Origin of the sequence: Kosakonia sp. 1610 (genome assembly GCF_050435845.1) — a bacterium.
Classification (GTDB): Bacteria; Pseudomonadota; Gammaproteobacteria; order Enterobacterales; family Enterobacteriaceae; genus Kosakonia; species Kosakonia cowanii.
Genome location: NZ_JBNDKZ010000001.1, coordinates 130186 through 150570 on the forward strand (window position 1 = coordinate 130186; position 20385 = coordinate 150570).

General features: G+C 58.2%; 18 protein-coding genes. 11 read left to right on the plus strand and 7 right to left on the minus strand.

Features of this window, described 5'->3' with window-relative positions:
- Window positions 1-36 precede the first annotated feature (36 nt).
- Both bcp and ABIC80_RS00590 read right to left on the minus strand, forming a co-directional pair.
- Complete coding sequence (gene bcp, locus ABIC80_RS00585; RefSeq protein WP_023481155.1) at window positions 37-507, minus strand: thioredoxin-dependent thiol peroxidase; 471 nt, start codon at window positions 505-507, stop codon at window positions 37-39.
- Window positions 504-1079: a glycine cleavage system transcriptional repressor gene (locus ABIC80_RS00590; protein ID WP_054803516.1), complete on the minus strand. Its 576-nt coding sequence runs from the start codon at window positions 1077-1079 to the stop codon at window positions 504-506. The genes bcp and ABIC80_RS00590 overlap by 4 nt, the downstream gene beginning before the upstream one ends.
- A 145-nt stretch (window positions 1080-1224) precedes the next feature.
- On the opposite strand from ABIC80_RS00590, the gene dapA reads away from it, so the two are divergent.
- From dapA to ypfH, 6 genes are all read left to right on the plus strand, one after another.
- A complete protein-coding gene (gene dapA / locus ABIC80_RS00595; protein ID WP_023481177.1) occupies window positions 1225-2103 on the plus strand; it encodes a 4-hydroxy-tetrahydrodipicolinate synthase in 879 nt (292 codons plus the stop codon).
- Between the two features lie 16 nt (window positions 2104-2119).
- A complete protein-coding gene (gene bamC, locus ABIC80_RS00600) occupies window positions 2120-3154 on the plus strand; it encodes an outer membrane protein assembly factor BamC (protein WP_076768801.1) in 1035 nt (344 codons plus the stop codon).
- A gap of 107 nt (window positions 3155-3261) precedes the next feature.
- Complete coding sequence (gene purC, locus ABIC80_RS00605) at window positions 3262-3975, plus strand: phosphoribosylaminoimidazolesuccinocarboxamide synthase (RefSeq protein ID WP_054803517.1); 714 nt, start codon at window positions 3262-3264, stop codon at window positions 3973-3975.
- A 135-nt stretch (window positions 3976-4110) separates the two neighbouring features.
- Window positions 4111-4977 carry a KPN_02809 family neutral zinc metallopeptidase gene (ypfJ, locus tag ABIC80_RS00610; protein WP_042717307.1) on the plus strand — a complete coding sequence of 289 codons (867 nt, stop codon included), beginning with the start codon at window positions 4111-4113 and terminating at the stop codon, window positions 4975-4977.
- 9 nt (window positions 4978-4986) lie between these two features.
- Window positions 4987-6987, plus strand: coding sequence for a tRNA(Met) cytidine acetyltransferase TmcA (locus tag ABIC80_RS00615; protein WP_429174972.1), 2001 nt, complete (start codon window positions 4987-4989; stop codon window positions 6985-6987).
- Window positions 6988-7064: 77 nt separating this feature from the next.
- Window positions 7065-7763 (plus strand): esterase, encoded by a 699-nt coding sequence (gene ypfH / locus ABIC80_RS00620; RefSeq protein WP_094421489.1) that lies wholly within the window; start codon window positions 7065-7067, stop codon window positions 7761-7763.
- A gap of 29 nt (window positions 7764-7792) precedes the next feature.
- Here ypfH and ABIC80_RS00625 read toward each other — a convergent pair whose 3' ends face one another.
- From ABIC80_RS00625 to ABIC80_RS00635, 3 genes are read right to left on the minus strand one after another with little or no spacing between them, the layout of a single operon-like run.
- A complete protein-coding gene (locus ABIC80_RS00625; protein ID WP_023481257.1) occupies window positions 7793-7993 on the minus strand; it encodes a YpfN family protein in 201 nt (66 codons plus the stop codon).
- A gap of 16 nt (window positions 7994-8009) precedes the next feature.
- Window positions 8010-9137: a succinyl-diaminopimelate desuccinylase gene (gene dapE / locus ABIC80_RS00630; RefSeq protein WP_042717313.1), complete on the minus strand. Its 1128-nt coding sequence runs from the start codon at window positions 9135-9137 to the stop codon at window positions 8010-8012.
- A gap of 3 nt (window positions 9138-9140) precedes the next feature.
- Entirely contained in the window at window positions 9141-9497 is a 357-nt protein-coding gene (locus tag ABIC80_RS00635) for an ArsC family reductase (RefSeq protein ID WP_042717316.1), read from the minus strand.
- 384 nt (window positions 9498-9881) lie between these two features.
- Between ABIC80_RS00635 and ypfM the strand changes: the two genes are divergently transcribed.
- Window positions 9882-9941, plus strand: coding sequence for a protein YpfM (ypfM, locus tag ABIC80_RS00640; RefSeq protein ID WP_124971302.1), 60 nt, complete (start codon window positions 9882-9884; stop codon window positions 9939-9941).
- Window positions 9942-10034: 93 nt separating this feature from the next.
- Here ypfM and acrD read toward each other — a convergent pair whose 3' ends face one another.
- Window positions 10035-13148, minus strand: coding sequence for a multidrug efflux RND transporter permease AcrD (acrD, locus tag ABIC80_RS00645; RefSeq protein ID WP_429174974.1), 3114 nt, complete (start codon window positions 13146-13148; stop codon window positions 10035-10037).
- Window positions 13149-13578: 430 nt separating this feature from the next.
- Between acrD and aegA the strand changes: the two genes are divergently transcribed.
- From aegA to ABIC80_RS00665, 4 genes are all read left to right on the plus strand, one after another.
- Complete coding sequence (gene aegA, locus ABIC80_RS00650) at window positions 13579-15543, plus strand: formate-dependent uric acid utilization protein AegA (RefSeq protein WP_429174976.1); 1965 nt, start codon at window positions 13579-13581, stop codon at window positions 15541-15543.
- Between the two features lie 67 nt (window positions 15544-15610).
- The gene (nudK, locus tag ABIC80_RS00655; protein ID WP_124967637.1) at window positions 15611-16186 is read left to right on the plus strand and encodes a GDP-mannose pyrophosphatase NudK; all 576 of its coding nucleotides are present in this window, start codon (window positions 15611-15613) and stop codon (window positions 16184-16186) included.
- Between the two features lie 123 nt (window positions 16187-16309).
- Window positions 16310-17353, plus strand: coding sequence for a DUF1176 domain-containing protein (locus ABIC80_RS00660; protein ID WP_429174978.1), 1044 nt, complete (start codon window positions 16310-16312; stop codon window positions 17351-17353).
- Window positions 17354-17418: 65 nt separating this feature from the next.
- Window positions 17419-18351, plus strand: a complete 933-nt coding sequence (locus tag ABIC80_RS00665; protein ID WP_288875410.1) for a hypothetical protein — start codon at window positions 17419-17421, stop codon at window positions 18349-18351.
- A 37-nt stretch (window positions 18352-18388) separates the two neighbouring features.
- Here the strand turns inward: ABIC80_RS00665 and tkt are convergent, their stop codons facing one another.
- Entirely contained in the window at window positions 18389-20383 is a 1995-nt protein-coding gene (tkt, locus tag ABIC80_RS00670; protein ID WP_429174979.1) for a transketolase, read from the minus strand.
- Window positions 20384-20385: the final 2 nt, after the last annotated feature.

A 20385-nucleotide genomic window follows, 5' to 3' on the forward strand; every position in this document is an offset into this window, starting at 1 on the left:
ACCCTGACGGGTTGCCCGCAGCAGAAGAGGGGACGTTCAGGCGTTCTCTTTTAACCAGTTCACGACGATATCGTGGTGATTGCTGGTTTTGAAATCATCAAACACATGTTCGATGGTGCCAGCGGCATCAATCAGAAAACTGATGCGGTGAATGCCGTCGTAGGTTTTACCCATAAAGGTCTTCTCACCCCAGACGCCAAACTGCTGGCACACTTCATGGCTTTCATCGGACAGCAGGGTAAAGTTGAGCAGCTCTTTCTCGGCGAAGCGGGAGAGTTTTTCCGGTTTATCAGTGCTGATACCGAGAACTTCTACGCCTGCTTTTTTTAGCTCATCCATATTATCGCGCAGGCCGCAGGCCTGGACGGTACAACCCGGTGTCATGGCTTTCGGGTAGAAATAGACCAGAACACGCTGTCCCTGGAAGTCGGCTAAATTTACTTGTTCACCGTCCTGATCGGGCAAGCTAAATTTCGGTGCGATATCACCGGCTTTCAGTGGATTCATTGCTTCACTCCATCCTGTTCATCATGCTGAGAATAGTTGACGACGTTTATACTGCCTTGCGCATTCAATTCTGTACAGAGCGCCCGAAACGCCTGCTCAATATTTGATGCATCCCGCGAGGCGGGGCTGTGGGCGGTAATCTGAATAAAGAGTTGCGGAACACCATCGACGCTGGCGGGCTGGGTACGGGAAACCAGCTCGGCAATATTCATCTCGTGAGCGTCGAATAACGCCGTAAAGCGTTCAATTAAATGGGGCGAATCCGGTACGTCAACCTGCACCCAAACGGTGGCGGGCATATCAGGACGCGGGCGAGCCTCGGTGCGCTTCATCACAATCAACAGATCCAGTTCGGCGCCTTTCAGCGGCAGGGTCGATTCGATAAGGGTGATGGCGTTCCACGACCCTGAAAGCAGCATGATAAACGTGAACTCTTCTCCCAGCATCGCCAGCCGGCTGTCTTCGATATTACAGCCGTAGCTGCTGACGTGGCGTGTGATCGTATTCACAATGCCAGGCCGGTCGGCCCCCAGCGCAGTGATAACCAAAAAGTGTTGTGATGAGGTTGTCAAACCTGAGCTTCCTGTCAAACATGAGGTAATCATAAGGAAAGCATAAAAAAAACCGGCATACAACCGCCACAGACCGTCAGGTCTCTTGCTTTTCTTACGGCACCGCACGTACCATTGAGGCTCTTGTTTGCACAGAGGATGGCCCATGTTCACGGGAAGTATTGTTGCGCTTATTACGCCGATGGATTCGCAAGGTAAAGTCTGCCGGTCAAGCCTGAAGAAACTGATTGATTATCATGTCGCCAGTGGAACCTCGGCGATCGTTTCGGTAGGGACTACCGGCGAATCCGCAACCCTGAGCCACGACGAGCATGCCGATGTGGTTGAACTGACGGTTGAGCTGGCTGACGGGCGCATTCCTGTTATTGCCGGCACGGGCGCAAACGCCACCGCCGAAGCCATCAGCCTGACGCAGCGTTTCAATAACAGCGGCATCGTTGGCTGCCTCACCGTTACCCCCTATTACAACCGCCCGACGCAGGAAGGTCTGTTCCAGCACTTCAAAGCCATCGCCGAACATACTGACCTGCCGCAGATTCTGTATAATGTGCCGTCGCGTACCGGCTGCGATATGCTGCCGGAAACCGTGGGCCGTCTGGCGGAAGTCAAAAATATTATCGGTATTAAAGAAGCGACCGGGAACTTAAGTCGCGTTCACCAGATCAAAGAGCTGGTTTCAGACGACTTTATCCTGCTGAGCGGCGATGACGCCACTGCGATGGACTTCATGCAGCTCGGCGGTCACGGTGTAATTTCCGTCACCACCAACGTGGCGGCGCGCGAAATGGCCGAGATGTGCAAACTGGCCGCTGAAGGGCAGTTTGCCGATGCCCGCGCGATTAACCAGCGTCTGATGCCGTTACACAACAAACTATTTGTCGAACCCAATCCGATCCCGGTCAAATGGGCATGTAAGGAGTTGGGACTTGTGGCAACCGATACGCTGCGTTTGCCGATGACACCGATTACCGACCACGGTCGTGAGGTGGTTCGTGCGGCGCTTAAGCATGCCGGTCTGCTGTAAAGTTTAGGGAGATTTGATGGCTTACTCAGTACAGAAGTCGCGCCTGGCGAAGGTAGCGAGTGTTTCACTTGTGATGTTGCTCGCCGCCTGCAATTCCGATTCACGTTACAAGCGTCAGGTCAGCGGAGATGAATCCTATCTGGATGCTACGCCGCTTGCTGAGCTTCATGCGCCCGCCGGGCTGATCCTGCCGGTGCAGACTGGGGACTACAATGTCCCTTCCGCCAGCGGCAGCGGTGCCGTTGGTAAAGCACTGGACATTCGCCCGCCGGCACAGCCGCTGGCGCTGGTGACCGGTGCGCGTACCCAGTTCAACGGCGATACCGCCACGCTGATGGTAGAAAATGGTCGCGGCAATACCTTATGGCCGCAGGTTGTTAGCCTGATTCAGGCGAAAAACTTCACCATCGCCAAACGCGACGATGCCGCACAGACCCTGACTACCGATTGGGTTGAGTGGAACCGTCAGGATGAAGATCAGCAGTATCGCGGTCGCTATCAAATCGCGGTGAAACCGCAGGGTTATCAGCAGGCGGTGGTCGTCAAGCTGGTGAACCTGGAGCAGGCGGGTAAACCGGTTGCTGATACCGCATCGCTGCAGCGCTACAGCACCGAAATGCTGAACGTTATCTCCGCTGGCCTCGATAAAACTGCCACCGATGCGCAGAACGCCGCTGAGAAGCGCAGCGTGACCACGCTCGACGTGCAGAGCGGCGCGGATGATACCGGTCTGCCGATGCTGGTGGTGCGCGGTCCGTTCAATATCGTCTGGCAGCGTCTGCCGAACGTGCTGGAAAAAGTGGGCATGAAAGTGACCGACAGCACCCGTTCTACTGGCAGCATGGCCGTGACCTACAAACCGCTCTCCGACAGCGGCTGGCAGGCACTGGGCGCGCGCGATCCGGGTCTCAGCTCCGGCGACTATAAACTGCAGGTCGGCGACCTTGATAACCGCAGCAGCCTCCAGTTTATCGATCCTAAGGGCCACACCCTGACGCAATCTCAGAACGACGCGTTAGTCGCTGCCTTCCAGGCCGCGTTTAACCAGTAAGATCCAGGGCCGGAATACCTCCGGCCTTTTTTTATCAGCGTGACGCAAACGTGTGCGTCGGCGTAAGATAGTGCAATTAGCCTTGTAATCACACCTGGAGTAATAAAATGCAAAAGCAAGCTGAGTTGTATCGCGGCAAAGCGAAAACCGTCTACAGTACCGAAAACCCGGACCTGTTGGTGCTCGAATTCCGTAACGATACGTCAGCAGGGGATGGCGCGCGCATTGAACAGTTTGATCGTAAAGGGATGGTGAACAACAAGTTCAACCACTTCATTATGACCAAGCTTGCCGAAGCCGGCATCCCGACCCAGATGGAAGCGCTGCTCTCGGATACCGAATGTCTGGTGAAAAAGCTGGATATGGTGCCGGTCGAGTGCGTGATCCGCAACCGCGCCGCGGGCTCGCTGGTGAAACGTCTGGGCATTGAAGAAGGCATTGAGCTTAATCCGCCGCTGTTTGACCTGTTTTTGAAAAACGACGCCATGCACGATCCGATGGTCAACGAATCCTACTGCGAAACCTTCAACTGGGTGAACAAAGAGAACCTGGCGCGCATGAAGGAACTCTCCTACAAAGCCAACGACGTGCTGAAAAAGCTGTTCGATGACGCAGGCTTGATCCTCGTCGACTTCAAACTGGAGTTTGGCCTGTTCAACGGCGAAGTGGTGCTGGGCGATGAGTTCTCCCCGGACGGCAGCCGCCTGTGGGACAAAGAGACGCTGGATAAAATGGACAAAGACCGCTTCCGCCAGAGCCTCGGCGGGCTGATCGAAGCCTATGAAGCCGTCGCGCACCGCCTGGGCGTGAAACTGGACTGATCCCCTAAATTAACGTCTCAGCCAGAGGGTGCCCGCATCCTCTGGTTTTTTTACGTCTTTTTCCCAGTGGTAATCCTTCCCTAACCGCCTACGATCATATATACACAGAGTCCATTATTGGCATAGGGAGGCAGTATGCGCTGGCAAGGGCGACGAGAGAGTGACAACGTAGAAGACCGACGGAGCCAGTCGGGCGGCCCCTCAATGGGCGGCGGAGGTTTCCGGCTGCCGCGGGGCAAAGGCGGGTTAGTCCTGCTGGTGATTGTGGTGGTAGCAAGTTATTACGGCGTGGATTTAACCGGCATGTTGACCGGGCAACCCGTCAGCGCGCCGTCGTCACAGCAGGCGGCGGTTAACCCGAAAGAGGATGAGGCCGCGCGCTTCTCCAGCGTGATTTTTGCTTCCACGGAAGATACCTGGGGGCAGCTGTTCCAGAAAATGGGGCGTCAGTACCAGCAGCCAAAGCTGGTGCTCTACCGTAATCAGTTCAATACCGGCTGCGGCATGGGCCAGTCAATCATGGGGCCGTTCTACTGCCCGGCAGACAGCAAGGTCTATATCGATCTCTCCTTCTACGATGAGATGAAAAACAAACTCGGCGCGGGTGGCGATTTCGCTCAGGGCTATGTGATTGCCCATGAAGTGGGTCACCACGTGCAAAAACTGCTCGGCACCGAGGCGAAAGTGCGCCAGTTGCAGCAGAACGCCAGTGAGAAAGAGGTCAATGCACTCTCGGTGCGCATGGAGTTGCAGGCCGACTGTTATGCCGGTGTCTGGGGCCACAGCATGCAGCAACAGGGCGTGCTGGAAGAGGGCGATCTCGCAGAGGCGCTGAACGCGGCGCAGGCAATTGGCGATGACCGTTTGCAGCAGCGCAGCCAGGGTCGCGTGATCCCGGACAGCTTTACGCACGGCACTTCGGCGCAGCGCTACAGCTGGTTCAAACGCGGCATGGATAGCGGCGATCCGGCGCAGTGCGACACCTTTAGCGGGCGTCTGTAAGCCCTCACTATGCAATCGCTGGTTACATTGAGCGCGCAGATGGCGCGGGAAGGGATCCGCCGCCTGCTGGTGCTCTCCGGCAGCGCGGCGTGGTGTGCCGATCGGGCAGAAAAACTGCGCGATGCGCTCCCCGGCGACTGGCTGTGGGTGAGCGACGAGCCGCCGCACTGCTCGCCGCGCGCGCTCATCACTTTGCTCGGGCGCGAGTTTAACCATGCGGTGTTTGATGCGCGCGACGGCTTTGATGTCGCCGCTTTTGCCGCCCTCAGCGGCACGCTAAAAGCGGGAAGCTGGCTGCTGCTGCTGGTTCCGCCGCTCGATCGCTGGGCGCAGCAGCCGGACGCTGACAGCCGCCGCTGGAGCGACACCGCCGATCCCATCCCCACGCCGGTTTTTGTTGACCACTTCAGCCGCACCCTTTTTCACGACGGGCAGACGCTGCTCTGGCGTGAAGGGGACGAGCAACCCATTCCTGATTTTCCACCCCGCGCTGGCTGGCATCCCGCCAGCGGTGCGCCGCAGCGCGAGCAGGCGGCGATCCTGGCCGAACTGGCTGAGATGCCGCCTGGCGTGATGGTGGTAACCGCGCCGCGCGGACGCGGTAAGTCCGCGCTCGCCGGAATGCATATCGCAACCTTAACTTCACCCGCTGTAGTGACTGCGCCGACGCGCGCCGCCACCGATGTGCTTGCGCACTACGCGGGCGAAAAGTTTGATTTTATCGCCCCTGATGCACTGGCCGGGCGGATAAAACAGCAGGGAAGCCAGCCCGGCTGGCTGATTGTCGATGAAGCCGCGGCGATCCCTGGCCCGCTGCTGCATACCCTGACCGCCGCCTTTAGCCATGTGCTGTTAACCACCACCGTGCAGGGGTACGAAGGCACCGGACAGGGCTTTTTACTCAAGTTTTGTGCCGGTTTCCCGTACTTGCGCCACCGTGCGTTAACCACGCCTCTGCGCTGGGCAGCGGGTTGCCCCCTTGAGCGCGCGGTGGCCGACCTGCTGCTGCTTGAAGACGATGTTACGACGGATAAACCCACCGGCCCGCTCACGGTGGCGCCGCTGCCCGCCAGCGCCTGGCAGCGCGATCCTGCACAGCCTGCGGCACTTTATCGCCTGCTGGCGAGCGCCCACTATCGCACCTCGCCGCTCGATCTGCGGCGCATGATGGATGCGCCAGGCCAGCACTTCTGGCTGGCGAAAAAAGCGCAGAATATCGTCGGCGCGCTCTGGCTGGTGGAGGAGGGCGGTTTATCGCCTGAATTAAGCCAGGCGATATGGGCCGGTTTTCGCCGCCCGCGCGGCAACCTGGTGGCGCAATCACTCGCTGCGCACGGCGGCAGCCCGCTGGCCGCGACGCTGTGCGGGCGGCGCATCAGCCGCATTGCCGTGCATCCTCACTGCCAGCGGGAAGGCATTGGTCGCGCGCTGGTGGCGCAGGCGCGTGACAGCAACTGCGACTATCTGTCGGTCAGCTTTGGCTTTACCCAGGCGTTGTGGCACTTCTGGCAGCGCTGCGGCTTTATGCTGGTGCGCCTTGGCAGCCAGCGAGAGGCGAGCAGCGGCTGCTTTACCGCCATGGCGCTGTTGCCGTTAAGCGAGGCCGGGCAGGCGCTGGCGGAGCATGAGCAGCAGCGTCTGGCGCGCGATCTCCCGTGGCTTTCTCACTGGCAGGGGGAAAAGTTAGACCTGCCACCGGCCCTGGGGTCTACCCTTAATGATGAGGACTGGCTGGAGCTGGCCGGGTTTGCTTTTGCCCATCGCCCGCTCTCGGCCGCCACTGGCGCACTTTCACGCCTGCTTGCCGCAAGCGGTTTACCGCTCCCGGCGCTGCGTGGCCAGCTTGTCCACTCTGAGCGCGAGGCGCAGCTCTGCGCGCGTTTAGGCTTACCGGGGCGCAAAGCGCTACTGGCGCAGCAGCGCACCGAAGCCGGTCTGGCGCTACGGGCAAGTGATGAAGTGCGTACAGACACCCTGAAAAAGCAGGTGCAGGCCAGACAGTTTTTTTAACGATCTCCATCAGTTAAATGGCATTGTCACTCTTTTCGTCCGGCGTAGACTGCACCTGACACGTTAAGGAGATCCTGATGAAAGATGCCCATTTTGTTGTGCAACGCCCGACAAGCCCTGCTAAGCAACTGCTGTTGCTGTTCCACGGCGTCGGCGATAACCCGGTTTCAATGGGCGAGATTGGCCGCTGGTTTGCGCCAGCCTTTCCCGACGCGCTGATTGTCAGCATTGGCGGCGTTGAAGCGAGCGGTGCTGCTCCCGGTCGCCAGTGGTTCTCCGTCGGCAATATCAGTGAAGAGAACCGCCAGCAGCGCGTCGATGCGGTGATGCCGCAGTTTATTGAGGTGGTCCGCTACTGGCAGCAGCAGAGCGGTATCAGCCCGCTTGCCACGGCGCTGATTGGCTTTTCGCAGGGGGCGATTATGGCGCTGGAGGGGATCAAAGCGCAGCCGGATCTCGCCTCGCGCGTCATTGCCTTTAACGGTCGTTACGCCAGCCTGCCGCAACGGGTTGCCACCACCAATACCATTCACCTGATCCACGGCGGCGACGATCCGGTGATCGATCTGGCCTGGGCGGTGAAAGCGGAAGAGGCGGTTGCGGCGTTAGGCGGCGATATCACGCTCGATATCGTTGAGGATTTGGGGCACGCGATTGACGATCGCAGCATGGCGCTGGCGCTGCATCATTTGCAGTACACCGTGCCGAAGCACTACTTTGATGAGGCGTTAAGCGGCGGCAAGCCGAACGATGATGACATCATTGAGCTGCTATAAAAGATTCACCCCCAAACGGGGGTGAAAGGTTACTTCTTCGGCTGGTCCTTATTCGGCCAGTCATCCTCGTCATCCCACTTATCGTTGAAATCACGATGCGGCGGCAGATCCGGCTTGTTGGCGAGAAACTTTTTATGATCGACGCGGCTAAGATCTTTGATCACGTTGATCAACACGCCGACTAAAAAAACCAGCACCAGAATCCACCAATATTTTGACAGCCAATCCATGCGAACCTCCAGCCCGTCAGGCGATGAGTTGTTCCATAATGCGCTGGTACATCCGCGCCAGCAGTTGCAGGTCTGCGGCGTTTACGCATTCGTTAATTTTGTGAATCGTTGCGTTCACCGGCCCAAGCTCGACAACCTGTGCGCCCATCCGCGCGATAAAACGGCCATCGGAAGTGCCGCCGGTGGTCAGCAACTGCGGTTTAATCTCATTATAGTGCTCAATGGCGTTAACCACCGCATCCACCAGCTTGCCGCGTCCGGTAAGGAACGGCTGGCCTGAAACCCACCACTCCACGGAGTATCGCAGCTGATGCTTCTCAAGCAACGCCTGCACTTTCGCTTTGATCATCTCGTCCGTCAGTTCGGTACTGAAACGGAAGTTGAACTGCACAAACAGCTCGCCGGGAATGACGTTATTGCTGCCGGTGCCGGCCTGAACGTTGGCGATCTGCATACTGGTCGGCGGGAAGTAGTCATTGCCGCGATCCCACTCAATGCCCACCAGCTCGGTTAACATCGGTACCGCGCGGTGAACCGGGTTATCCGCCAGATGCGGATAAGCCACGTGTCCCTGCACGCCGTGAATTGTCAGGTTACAGGTCATGGAGCCGCGACGGCCATTTTTCACCACGTCGCCCACCACTTCGGTGCTCGACGGTTCGCCTACCAGGCAGTAATCGAGACGTTCGTTGCGCGCCATCAGCGCTTCAACCACTTTCACCGTGCCGTTGGTGGCGCTGGCCTCTTCATCAGAGGTAATAAGAAAGGCGAGGCGGCCTCTGTGCTGCGGGTGCTGCGCCACGAAACGCTCGGCGGCAACCACCATCGCCGCCAGCGAGCCTTTCATATCCGCCGCACCGCGACCAAACAGCAGGCCGTCGCGAATGGTGGGTTCGAAAGGTGGGTTGATCCAGCGATCGACATCGCCCGCTGGAACAACGTCCGTATGACCGGCAAACGCCAGCGTCTCTCCCTGGCCGCGCCATGCCCAGAAGTTCTGCGTGTCGCCAAAATCCATCGGCTCAACGGTGAAACCGATAGCGCGCAGGCGTTCAATCATCAGCGCCTGGCATCCCGCATCATCGGGGCTCAGAGAAGGGCGACGAATAAGCTGCTGCGTCAGCTCAATAACCGGGCATGACATAAACTACACCTCGTGAATAAACTTCCCATAACTGGATTCATTGAAACCCAGCAGCATAGGCTTACCGGGCGCGCAGAGCAATGGGCGTTTGATAATTGCTGGCATTTCAACCATTAAGGCAATCGCCGTTTCAGCGTCAACGACTGCCGCGCGCTGCGCTTCATCCAGCTTGCGCCAGGTGGTTCCGCGCGTATTCAGCAGCGCTTCCCAGCCAAGCTCAGCCACAGCAGGACGCAGCAGGTCTGCATCAATCCCGTCGACGCGGTAATCATGAAAGCGGTACTCCACCTGCTCAGCCTCCAGCCAGCGGCGGGCTTTCTTGATGGTGTCGCAATTTTTGATGCCGTACATGGTGATCATGTTGAATCCTTTTGTCTCTTTTTTGCCTTATTCGAACAGAAAATTAGAATAACGGAATCTAATTCGAATATCATTCGCGTGGTAATAATAATTCACTTAACGGTGAGTTGAGTAATTTTAGTTAATTAACTTTTGAACGGCGCTAGTTCATCGCCTAATAACAAAACTAAAGATTTATCTGACAATGTGATCGCCATTTCATTTAGCCCTCAAGTTTTTGGAAAATATTGCCGTTAATCACAGTATGAGGCCGCAGAGCGGCGCATAGTAAGCCCAAGCCAAAGAGAAATGCCCGGTAAAGAGCGATTGATTCGATTGGTTTAAATAGCTTCACAGCGCATCCGGGCATTGAGTAGAATGGCCGTAATAATAAGAGAGGTAGTTATGATTGAACACGAAATGGGGAACTGGAAAGATTTTATCGAAGGCATGCTTCGTAAATAATTTTCAGACGAATGATTGAGCAGTGACGGCTTAATAATAATATCCACGTAAAAAAGGCGACCTGAATCCAGTCGCCTTTTTTGTTGCCCGCGATTAGCGCGGTTTCGCCTTCAGCGGGAAGCGGCGGCGCACCAGCACAAAGAAGAGCGGGACAAAGAAGATCGCCAGCACCGTGGCGGAAATCATCCCGCCCATCACCCCGGTGCCGACCGCGTGCTGGCTGCTTGAGCCTGCACCGGTGCTAGTCACCATCGGCAGCACGCCAAAAACAAACGCCAGCGAGGTCATCAATATTGGCCGCAGACGCTGGCGGCAGGCGTGCAGCGTTGAGGCGAGCAGATCTTCGCCGCGGGCATTCATCTCGTTGGCGAACTCAACGATCAGAATCGCGTTCTTCGCCGAGAGGCCAATCACCGTCAGCAGACCCACCTGGAAGTAGACGTCGTTCTCCAGCCCGCGCATCCAGGTCGCTACCAGCGCGCCAATCACGCCCAGCGGCACCACCAGCATCACCGAGAAGGGCACCGACCAGCTCTCATACAGCGCGGCCAGACAGAGGAAGACCACCAGCAGTGAGACGGCGTAGAGCGCAGGCGCCTGCGCGCCGGAGAGCCGCTCCTGATAGGACATCGCCGTCCACTCAAGGCCAAAGCCGGTCGGCAGCTGGCGTACTAATTTCTCCATCACATCCATCGCCGTACCGGTACTGACGCCCGGCGCAGCTTCGCCGACTATCTCTACCGCCGCATAACCGTTGTAACGCTCGAGACGCGGCGATCCGGTTTGCCAGTGCGAGGTGGCAAAGGCGGAGAAGGGCACCATTCCGCCGCTGCTGTTGCGGACATACCAGAGATTAATGTCATCCGGCAGCATGCGGAATTTCGCCGCCGACTGCACATAGACCTTCTTCACGCGGCCGCGATCCATAAAGTCGTTAACGTAGCTGGAGCCCCAGGCGGTCTTCAGCGTGTCGTTAATATCATCAATCGAGACGCCCAGCGCCTGCGCTTTGCGCTGGTCGATATCAATCTGCAACTGCGCGCTGTCATCGAGGCCGTTGTGGCGCACGCGGGTCAGAGCCGGATCCTGTGAGGCGAGCTGAATCAGCTGGTCGCGCGCTGCCATCAGTGCATCGTGACCGGCACCGGCGTGATCCTGCAACTCCATATCAAACCCGGCAGAGCTGCCCATACCGCTGATCGCCGGCGGGCTACCGGCAAAGACACGCGCCTCTTTAATGCGGCTAAAGGCTTTGGTGGCGCGCTCGATAATGGCAAAAGCGCTGCCGTCCGTGGTATCACGCGACTCCCAGTCCTTCAGGCGAATGAAGAGGCGGGCAACGTTTTGCCCGTTGCCGCCGGGGCCGGAACCGACGGTGGCGAACACCGACTGCACATTCTCTTTTTCATGAGTGAAGAAGTAGTGCTCGACCTTCTGCACCACCTTCAGCGTCTGCTGCTGCGTTGAACCGCTCGGCAACTGAATGGAGGTGGTAAACATGCCGCGATCCTCCAGCGGCAGAAACGAGGTGGGCAGGCGCATAAACAGCAGCACCATCACGCCAATCAGCAGTAGATAGAGCAGGATCCAGCGCAGAGCGTGGTGCAGGATTTTACCCACCGCATTTTGATAGCGGTCGGCATTATGGTTGAAGACGCGGTTAAAGGCACCGAAGAAGCCCTTCTGCCCGTGCTGCTCGCCTTTGTGCAGCGGCTTAAGCAGCGTGGCGCAGAGGGCAGGTGTCAGGATCATCGCCACCAGTACCGAGAGCACCATCGCTGAAACAATGGTAATTGAGAACTGGCGATAGATAGCTCCGGTGGTGCCGCCGAAGAAGGCCATCGGCACAAACACGGCGGAGAGCACCATCGCAATGCCCACCAGCGCGCCCTGAATCTGCCCCATCGACTTGCGCGTCGCCTCGCGCGGCGAAAGACCCTCTTCGCTCATAATGCGCTCGACGTTCTCCACCACCACAATCGCATCATCCACCAGCAGGCCGATGGCGAGCACCATCGCAAACATCGTCAGGGTGTTGATGCTGTAGCCAAAGGAGTAGAGCACGCCAAAGGTGCCCAGCAGCACCACCGGCACGGCGATAGTCGGGATGAGCGTCGCGCGGAAATTCTGCAAAAAGAGGTACATCACCACAAACACCAGCACAATCGCTTCGAGCAGCGTCTTCACCACATCGATGATTGAGGCTTTAACAAACGAGGCGGTTTCATAGGCCACTTTGTACTCAAGGCCGTGAGGGAAGTAGTGCGACAGCTCATCGAGCCGCTGGAGTGCCAGCTCTGCCGTCTCCATCTCATTCGCCCCGGAGGCCAGCTTCACCCCAAGCCCGGAGGCGGCTTTGCCGTTATAACGGCTGAGATAGTCATACTTCTCCGCACCCAGTTCAACGGTTGCCACATCGCCAAGACGCACTTCCGACCCGTCAGGATTGACGCGCAAGGTGATAGCGCGAAACTGCTCCGGCGTCTGTAACAGCGACTGCGCATTGATGGTGGCATTCAGCGCCTGGCGGTCAACGGAGGGCGTACCACCCAGTTGACCAACGGCAATCTGCGCATTCTGTGAGGTAATCGCACGGGTCACATCGCCGGTAGTGAGTTGATAACTGGTGAGCTTCGACGGGTCGAGCCAGATGCGCATGGCGTACTGCGAGCCGTAGGCGTCGATATCGCCGACGCCGTTGACGCGGCTTAACGGGTCCTGAATGTTACTCGCCACATAGTCGGCAATATCCTGCTTATCCATCGACCCGTCGGTGGAGACAAACGCGATGGTGAGGATGTTGGTATCGCCGGTTTTGCGCACCGTCACCCCCTGGTTCTGCACGGTCTGCGGCAGCTTGCGCATCGCGGACTGCAACTGGTTTTGCACCTGCTGCACCGCTTCATCGGGGTCGGTACCGGCACGGAAGTTCAGGGTGATCGACGCCTGGCCCGTGGCACTGCTTTGCGAGGACATATACATCAGGTTATCGAGCCCGGTCATATTCTGCTCAATCACCTGCGTGACGGTGTTTTCCAGCGTCTGCGCCGACGCACCGGGGTAGTTGGCGGTGATGCGCACATTTGGCGGCGCTAAATCGGGGTATTGCTCAACGGGCAGTGAGCTAATGGCGAGCGCCCCGGTCAGACAGATCAGGATCGCCAGCACCCACGCGAAAATGGGGCGATCGATAAAAAAGTTCGCCATCAGAAACAGGACCTCATATTGCTGCGCATGATTAGGGGGAGAATAACCGCCTCAATGTAGCGGTAATAGCGACACCAATCGTGGAGAAATAAAGGAGAAAGTGTAAATTATCATGCCCGATTGAGGCATCACGAGGCAGAACGCAATTTAAGCCAAATTTTCTCCTGCGCGAACCCACTCTCAACGTCGATTCTTTACCTTTACTTAGCTTCCGTCCAGCGGAGAGACGGTTACAGGGACTGTAGACCATCCGGCGCAATTGCGCAGGTCTGCTATTTTTCTGAAAAGCAGAGATAAATTGATCTGCTACATGTTCGTGACAAATAGATAACCTTTCTGTGCAAATGGACATTGCCTGCCCGCAGGCACCCCGGTAAATAGAGTAGTCATATAAAAGATAAGGTTTATCCAGCCAATCAAGAAGGGTGCCATGAACCGTTTTATTATGGCGAATAGCCAACACTGTATTGGATGTCATGCCTGCGAAGTGGCCTGCGTAATGGCGCACAACGACGAGCAGCATCCCCTTACCCCTGATGCGTTCTACCCACGTATTACCGTCGTCAAACATCCCCAACACAACAGCGCGGTGACCTGCCATCACTGCGAGGCCGCCCCCTGCGCGCGCAGCTGCCCGAACGGTGCCATCACCCGCGTCGATGACACAGTGCAGGTGAATCAGCAGAGATGCATCGGCTGCAAATCCTGCGTTGTAGCCTGCCCGTTCGGCACGATGCAGGTGCTGGTCACCTCGGTAAAAGGGCAGGTAAAAGCCACCGCCCACAAATGCGATCTCTGCGCGCAGCGCGCAGCAGGCCCGGCCTGCGTGGAGAACTGCCCGGCGGATGCGCTCACCGTAGTTAACGCTGAAGCACTGGCAAATATGGCGAAAGCGCGGCGATTGCGCACCGCCAGCCAGCAGGCGCTGCCGTGGCACGATGTTCCGGCGCAGAACGACAGTAAAATGCGCCAGCTGCGTAATAGTGCCGCGCGTGGCGAGCCGGATAAGCTGGCGATCGCGGCGCGGAAAACGGGCTTTGATGAGATCTACCTGCCGTTTCGACCCGCGCAGGCGCAGCAGGAGGCGCAGCGCTGTTTAACCTGCGGCGAGCACAGTATCTGCGAATGGCGCTGCCCGCTGCATAACCATATTCCCCAGTGGATTGATCGCGTAAAAGCGGGCGATATCGCCGCCGCGGTGGCGCTGTCGCACCAGACCAACTGCCTGCCGGAGATCACCGGCCGCGTCTGCCCGCAGGATCGTCTCTGCGAAGGGTCATGTACCCTGCGCGATGCCTCCGGCGCGGTCACCATCGGCAATATTGAGCGCTACATCTCCGATCAGGCGCTGGCGCAGGGCTGGCGGCCCGACCTGCGGCAGGTGAAGCCCGTCGATAAGCGCGTGGCGATTATTGGCGCAGGGCCTGCGGGGCTGGCGTGCGCCGACGTGCTGGCCCGCCACGGCGTCAGTGCCACCGTCTTCGATCGCCACCCGGAAATCGGCGGCCTGCTCACCTTCGGTATTCCGGCCTTCAAACTCGACAAATCCCTGCTGGTGCGGCGGCGCGAAATCTTCAGCGCGATGGGCATCCGTTTTGAGCTTAATTGTGAAATCGGCAAAGATCGCCCCATGGAGCAATTGCTTGAGGAGTTTGACGCGGTGTTCGTCGGCGTCGGCACTTACCGCTCGATGAAAGCCAACCTGCCCAATGAAGAGGCGCCAGGCGTCTACGATGCGTTACCGTTCCTGATTGCCAACACCAAACAGCTGATGGGGCTTAAGACCACGGCGGATGAGCCGTTTGTCGACACCGCCGGGCTTAACGTGGTAGTGCTGGGCGGCGGCGATACGGCGATGGACTGCGTGCGCACCGCGCTGCGTCACGGCGCGGCACAGGTCACCTGCGCCTATCGCCGGGATGAAGCCAATATGCCCGGCTCGAAAAAAGAGGTAAAAAATGCCCGCGATGAGGGGGCGAATTTTGAGTTCAATGTCCAGCCGCTCAACATTGAAGTGGATGATGCGGGCAAAGTAAGCGGCATACGCTTGCAGCGCACGCAGCTCGGCGAGCCGGACGCGAAAGGCCGCCGTCGCCCGGTGGCGATCGCGGGCAGTGAGTTTATTATGCCCGCCGATGCGGTAATTATGGCCTTTGGCTTCAACCCCCATTCGATGCCGTGGTTATCGCGCCTTGGGGTGCAGGTGGATGAGTGGGGGCGCATTGCGGCAAGCGTCAACACCCCATACCGTTATCAGACCACTCACCCGCAGATTTTTGCCGGCGGTGATGCGGTGCGCGGTGCCGATCTGGTGGTTACGGCAATGGCGGAAGGGCGTCATGCGGCGCAGGGAATGATGGCGTGGCTCGGGATTAACCCGCCGGAGAAACAGTAACCCACGGCGACAAAGCAGGCCCGGACGCGTACTATAACGCCATTCTGTTACTCTTCTGGAGCCTGCTATGTCGCTAAAAATCAATGTGATTAAAGATAAAATCCTCTCCGAAAACTACTTTGTCCTGCGCAATATCACCTACGATTTGACGCGTCAGAACGGTGAGGTCATTCGCCATAAACGCGAAGTGTATGACCGCGGCAACGGCGCGACCATTCTGCTCTATAACCGCGAAAAACAGAGCGTGGTGCTTATTCGCCAGTTCCGCATCGCCAGTTGGGTGAATGGCAACGAGAGCGGCATGCTGATTGAAGCCTGCGCCGGTCTGCTGGACGATGACGAGCCGGAAGTGTGCATTCGCAAAGAGGCGGTTGAAGAGACCGGCTATCAGGTGGGTGAGGTGCGCAAAGTGTTCGAACTCTATATGTCGCCAGGCGGCGTAACCGAAATCGTGCACTTCTTTGTCGCCGAATATAGCGATGCCCAGCGCGCCAACAACGGCGGCGGCGTGGAAGATGAAGATATCGAAGTGCTGGAGCTGCCGTTTGAACAGGCGTTGGCAATGGTAGCAAGCGGTGAGATCCGCGACGGCAAAGCGGTCATTTTACTGCAATATCTGCAAACTTCCGGTCTGATGGCGTGACGCACTTTTGCTACCCCCTACCAACTTTCGCATGAAGCTATCCGATAAATCCGATTGAGCCGGTCAACCGCGGGAGTAAAGATACGCCAGTTTTGCGTCTTTTCTTCCGGGGTTGCACCATTCATGCGTTATCGCAGCGTTCTCACTCTCCTTTTCGGTCTCTGCACCGCACCCGCGCTGTGGGCTGCGCCCGCACAGAAAACCTTCTCCGACTGGCAAGTAACCTGTAATAACCAGAATTTTTGCGTGGCGCGTAATATCGGCGAACACGCCGGGCTGGTGATGAGCCTTGAGCGCAGCGCCGGGTCGCGTGCCGATGCTGCGCTGCGCATCGATCTCGGCGGTATCGGTGTTCCGGCGGGCAAAGCGCCGCCGATTGCCGGGCGGCTACTGCTTGATGGGCAACCGCTGAAGATGGCCAATACGGAGTGGAAGATCGCGCCGTGGCATCTGATGACCAGCAACCCGCAAACCGTTGCCGCACTGCTGGAGACCATCCAGGAGGGGCAGACCATCACTTTGCAGAGCGGGCAGGGGCGTATTTCACTCGCCGGGCTGAAAGCCGCGCTGCTGTTTATTGACGCGCAGCAAAAGCGCGTCGGCAGTAAAACAGCGTGGATCAAAAAAGGGGGCAGCCCGCCGCTGAGCGTGCCGCCGGCGCCCGCCTTAAAAGAGGTCGTCCATCCCACTGCAGCACCCGCGCCGTTAACCCACCAGCAACTCAACGATCTGCTTGATTACGGCAACTGGCGAATGAGCAACACCCAGTGCTCCCTCGATCCGGCGCGCCGCCAGGTGCGGGTCTACGCCCTGACCAATGACAAAGCGCTGCTGATGATTGATTGCGAAGCGGGCGCTTACAACGTGGTCGATCTCGCCTGGCTTGTCTCGCGACAGAAACCCTTTATCTCCCGCCTGGTGCGCCTGCGCCTGCCGTTCTCCCCCGATAACGGCAACAGCGAGATGGAGCTGATGAATGCCTCGTTTGATGAGAAGAGCCGCGAGCTGACAACGCTGGCAAAAGGGCGAGGCCTCGCAGACTGCGGCGTTGCCAGCCGCTGGCGTTTCGACGGGCAGAATTTCCGCCTCGTGCGTTACGCCCAGGAGCCAACCTGCGACAGCTGGCACGGCCCAGATTCATGGCCAACTTTGTGGGTCACGCGATAAGCGAGTGACGAAACCGCCCTGCGCTCATTATAATCCGCCCGCACACTGCAACCGGGAAGGGAATAATGAAACCTCTGTTTATGCCATGGCTTGCCTTAAGCCTGGCTCTTATCGCCGCTCTGCCCGCCAGAGCTGAACTCACCGCCGCCGACAATAAGGCCATCGCCGCGCAGGTTGAGCGCTGGAACAACCACCTTAACGGCAAGGCCGACGCGGGCGATCTCTATGCCGACCAGGTGCGCTGGTTTGGCGAAAACCTCTCCCGCGACGCGGTGCTGCACAAACAGCAGGCGTTTGCTGACCGCGCGCCGCACTTCAGCCAGAGCATTATCTCCACGCTTGATATCAACGAAAACAGCGCGGGCGATGTCGAGGTCGACTTTGTCAAACAGGCCGGGCTGGAAGCGGACAAGCGTAAAAATTACCCCGCGCAGTTAACCTTCCTCCATCAGCCAGCGGGCTGGCGCATCAGCGCAGAGACGGATCTGCTCACGCGGCTGAATCAGAAAGAGTCGGCGGTGCAGGGCGCGCTGACCAGGGGCAAATTTGACGGTATCAACAAAGAGACGGTGTGGGTCAGTGCCCGCGATCCGCACTCCGGCGGAAGCTGTACAGAAGAGGGCGACTGCGACTGCTCGCTGTGGAGCAGCAACCCGGCTATAAAACCTGCCACGCTGCCGCAGTGTATTGGTGCCACCGTGGAGACACTCTCCGGCCTTGACGACAGCGGTCGCGATCGGGTGGTGATCTTCCCGCAGTGGTGGACCAGTGCGTGGAGCGTGGTCTACGTCTACGATATCCAGCAGGGAGAGTGGGTGAAATCTGTGCCCTCCTTCCCCTATAACAGCAATGTGCAGGAAGATGACGACGCTGCCGCGCTGGTGAAGCGCGATCCGCAGCATCCGGGCTTTGTGCTGGTGAAAAAAGCGCTGTGGGATGAGAAGCAGGAAGAGATTGTCACGCCGCAAGAGAGCGAAGCGTTGCAGGTAGTGAAATAAGAGAAAGCGCGCCTGCCGAAGCGGGCGCGCCTGAAGATTACTTCTTAAGAACCGCTTTGGCTTTCGCCACGATGTTCTCAACGGTAAAGCCGAAGTAAGGGAAGAGTTTCTCCGCCGGAGCGGACTCGCCATAGCCGGTCATGCCGACAATCGCGCCCTTCAGGCCAACATACTTGTACCAGTAATCAGCAATCCCGGCTTCCACCGCCACGCGCGCGCTGACATCCGATGGCAGCACCGATTCGCGCCACGCTTCATCCTGGGCATCAAAGATATCCGTGGAAGGCAGCGAAACTACCCGCACCTTCACGCCTTCGCTGCTCAGTTGCTCAGCGGCCTTCATGGTGATCTCCATTTCAGAGCCGGTAGCAATCAGGATCAGATCCGGCTTGCCGTCGCTATCTTTCAGGATATAACCGCCTTTGCTGATCGCCTTGACCTGCTCCGGGGTTCGCTCCATCTGTGCCAGGTTCTGACGTGAGAGGATCAGCGCTGTCGGGCCGTTATGGCGCTCAATCGCCAGTTTCCAGCCAACTGCCGCTTCCACCTGGTCACAGGGGCGCCAGGTGCTGAAGTTTGGCGTCAGACGCAGGCTGGCAATCTGCTCAACCGCCTGGTGCGTCGGGCCATCTTCGCCAAGACCGATAGAGTCATGGGTATAGACCATGATCTGCCGCGCTTTCATTAGCGCTGCCATACGCGCCGCATTACGGGCGTACTCAACAAACATCAGGAAGGTGGCGGTGTAGGGCACGAAACCGCCGTGGTGAGCGATACCGTTAGCAATTGCCGTCATGCCGAACTCACGCACACCGTAGTGAATGTAGTTCCCGGCCGCGTCCTCTTTAATCGAGGTGGAGCCTGACCAGATGGTGAGGTTACTTGGCGCCAGATCCGCCGAGCCGCCAAGCAGTTCCGGCAGCACCGGGCCATAGCTGTTCAGGGTGTTTTGCGACGCCTTACGGCTGGCGATTTTCGCCGGGTTGGCCTGCAGGTTGTTGATGTACTCGGCGGTGATCTGCTCCCAGTTCTCCGGCAGTCCACCGCTCATGCGGCGTTTGAACTCGGCCGCCAGATCCGGGTACTCTTTCTCCCACGCTGCCAGTTTCTCATTCCACGACTGCTGGGCTTTCGCACCGCGATCGTGGGCGTCCCACGCCTGATAGATCTCTTGCGGGATCTCGAACGGGCCGTAGTTCCAGCCCAGCTGTTTGCGGGTCAGCGCCACCTCTTCATCGCCGAGCGCCGCACCGTGGGACTCCTCTTTGCCCGCTTTGTTCGGCGAGCCAAAACCAATCACCGTGCGGCAGATAATCAGTGTCGGCTTATCTTTCACCTGCTGCGCTTCTTCAATGGCCTTTTTCACCGCTTCCGCAGAGTGACCATCCACTTCGCTGATTACATGCCAGTTGTAGGCTTCAAAGCGTTTGGCTGTGTCATCGGTAAACCAGCCTTCGGTTTCGCCATCAATGGAGATGCCGTTGTGATCGTAGAAGCCAATCAGTTTGCCTAAGCCCAGCGTGCCTGCCAGCGAGCAGACTTCGTGGGAGATCCCCTCCATCAGACAGCCGTCGCCCATAAAAACATAGGTGTAGTGATCGACAATGTCATGGCCCGGACGGTTAAACTGTGCCGCCAGCGTGCGCTCGGCAATCGCCAGACCGACGGCGTTCGCCAGCCCCTGGCCCAGCGGGCCGGTGGTGGTTTCTACGCCCGGCGTGTAGCCAATTTCCGGGTGGCCCGGCGTTTTGGAGTGCAGCTGACGGAAGTTTTTCAGCTCTTCGATCGGCAGGTCATAGCCGCTGAGGTGCAGCAGGCTGTAGAGCAGCATCGAGGCGTGACCGTTGGAGAGAATAAAGCGGTCGCGGTTGTACCAGGTCGGGTCGGCCGGGTTGTGTTGCAGAAAGTCGTTCCACAGCACTTCCGCGATATCCGCCATTCCCATTGGCGCACCGGGGTGGCCGGAATTGGCTTTTTGCACCGCGTCCATACTCAGGGCGCGAATGGCGTTAGCAAGCTCTTTACGGGACATAG

Bases quoted from the DNA above. Each gene is read 5' to 3' on its own strand.
- acrD (WP_429174974.1), bottom strand. From the start codon at position 13,148: ATGGCGAACTTTTTTATCGATCGCCCCATTTTCGCGTGGGTGCTGGCG.
- tkt (WP_429174979.1), bottom strand. From the start codon at position 20,383: ATGTCCCGTAAAGAGCTTGCTAACGCCATTCGCGCCCTGAGTATGGAC.
- nudK (WP_124967637.1), top strand. From the start codon at position 15,611: ATGTCGCTAAAAATCAATGTGATTAAAGATAAAATCCTCTCCGAAAAC.
- ypfJ (WP_042717307.1), top strand. From the start codon at position 4,111: ATGCGCTGGCAAGGGCGACGAGAGAGTGACAACGTAGAAGACCGACGG.
- ABIC80_RS00615 (WP_429174972.1), top strand. From the start codon at position 4,987: ATGCAATCGCTGGTTACATTGAGCGCGCAGATGGCGCGGGAAGGGATC.
- bamC (WP_076768801.1), top strand. From the start codon at position 2,120: ATGGCTTACTCAGTACAGAAGTCGCGCCTGGCGAAGGTAGCGAGTGTT.
- ABIC80_RS00665 (WP_288875410.1), top strand. From the start codon at position 17,419: ATGAAACCTCTGTTTATGCCATGGCTTGCCTTAAGCCTGGCTCTTATC.
- ypfH (WP_094421489.1), top strand. From the start codon at position 7,065: ATGAAAGATGCCCATTTTGTTGTGCAACGCCCGACAAGCCCTGCTAAG.
- purC (WP_054803517.1), top strand. From the start codon at position 3,262: ATGCAAAAGCAAGCTGAGTTGTATCGCGGCAAAGCGAAAACCGTCTAC.
- ABIC80_RS00625 (WP_023481257.1), bottom strand. From the start codon at position 7,993: ATGGATTGGCTGTCAAAATATTGGTGGATTCTGGTGCTGGTTTTTTTA.
- dapE (WP_042717313.1), bottom strand. From the start codon at position 9,137: ATGTCATGCCCGGTTATTGAGCTGACGCAGCAGCTTATTCGTCGCCCT.
- dapA (WP_023481177.1), top strand. From the start codon at position 1,225: ATGTTCACGGGAAGTATTGTTGCGCTTATTACGCCGATGGATTCGCAA.
- ABIC80_RS00660 (WP_429174978.1), top strand. From the start codon at position 16,310: ATGCGTTATCGCAGCGTTCTCACTCTCCTTTTCGGTCTCTGCACCGCA.
- bcp (WP_023481155.1), bottom strand. From the start codon at position 507: ATGAATCCACTGAAAGCCGGTGATATCGCACCGAAATTTAGCTTGCCC.
- ABIC80_RS00635 (WP_042717316.1), bottom strand. From the start codon at position 9,497: ATGATCACCATGTACGGCATCAAAAATTGCGACACCATCAAGAAAGCC.
- aegA (WP_429174976.1), top strand. From the start codon at position 13,579: ATGAACCGTTTTATTATGGCGAATAGCCAACACTGTATTGGATGTCAT.